This window comes from Ruminococcus sp. 1001713B170207_170306_F1, from assembly GCF_015668065.1.
GTDB lineage: Bacteria > Bacillota > Clostridia > Lachnospirales > Lachnospiraceae > Blautia_A > Blautia_A faecis.
In genome coordinates this window covers 1-1294 of record NZ_JADPEX010000071.1, presented here as the reverse complement: position 1 = coordinate 1294, position 1294 = coordinate 1, and the positions used below count along the sequence as shown (strand labels likewise).

1 protein-coding gene is annotated in these 1294 nt (G+C 29.1%); it reads right to left on the bottom strand.

The genetic code is table 11. From position 1 onward, the window contains the following. Positions 1-389: 389 nt before the first annotated feature. A complete protein-coding gene (locus I4V84_RS19520; RefSeq protein ID WP_117854346.1) occupies positions 390-1082 on the bottom strand; it encodes a hypothetical protein in 693 nt (230 codons plus the stop codon). Positions 1083-1294: the final 212 nt, after the last annotated feature.

Sequence of the window (1294 nt, the reverse complement as noted above, 5' to 3'; positions counted from 1 at the left end):
ATAAATAATGGAAAAAATTGTCGAAATGTGTAAAAAAATAAAAAAAATTGGGATTTATTTAAGATTTTTTCAATAGAAAAAGAAATTATTATAAGACACTATTGAGATTTCAATTTTATCACAAAAGTTTACTGCGCCATATAAATATAATCACAACAAAGCCAATGCTAAACTTATATCAACATTGCCGAATAGATTTATTTTTCATTTTGCGCAAAAATACGATAAACTATACCATTTACGCAATGCTCATTTTATATATCAGCATAAGATATCCTTGATTTTACTAATATTTCAAGCACTGCAAAGTAAACTTCGGTGAAGTCAGTACATACTCAGTTGCTTTGCAACTTATTTGTGAATAGCCTTTCATGTTCAGAGCAATTCTATCAGACAAAGAAATCCTTCATAAACGCATTCTCTTCACTAAAATTTTGAATCAGCACACTTGACAGATTTTCTAACAAATGCAATGGCTCCTTTTTTTTGTTTAATTCCGGATTTAATCTTTCAATTAAATATGCTTCCATTTCGCTCAAATACCTTTCAGCTCTACTATAAGGCGAAATAAATTCAAGTGGCACATATTCCTTGTCATCACTTAGAAACATAACCGTTCCAAAATATACTCGCTTATTGTAACCATTATAAATGGGATTATGTAATTTTAATGCTGCCAAATGACCATTAGAAAATCGACTTTTTTTAGAATCCGTCTTTCCTATATATACCAGTTTTTCTTCATGTTCATTATAAATAGTAATAAAATAAATATTATAGCAGCCAAATGGAGGTTCACCTATTTCTTGTAACACCCACCACTTTTCTTCCCTATCTAAATCATATCCGTTTTCTTCATCGATACCTGTTAATAAACAGACTTGCTCTATATATTCATGATGTTCATTCCAAGACTTTTTTAAATAACCCGTATCTATAGTATTCGCTTTATACAATTCCACTGCAATATCCAAAGAAATCCAAGCTCCATATTCTAAATTGGGCAATGCATTTGAAAAAAAATTATTTGGTGTTATACTTTCATTTCCTTTTATCCATGGTTTCAGCGGTTGATTTTTCATATTTTCTAATTCCTGTTATCTCACAATTTTTACTCTACTAATATTATATATCTTCCAACTTATTTCAGCAATCCATTTTTAAACCATGGATATATTTCCTAAAATAAAATTGTGTATTCTCTTTCCTCTTTAGTATGCTTAGATTTTCTGTTATAATAAATACACCGAATTATTCCTTCGCATGACCTAATTTTAAAGGCCTTAAATTCAAA

What these genes read in the sequence shown, in the direction of transcription:
- I4V84_RS19520 (WP_117854346.1), bottom strand. Translation starts at nt 1,082, where the DNA reads ATGAAAAATCAACCGCTGAAACCATGGATAAAAGGAAATGAAAGTATA.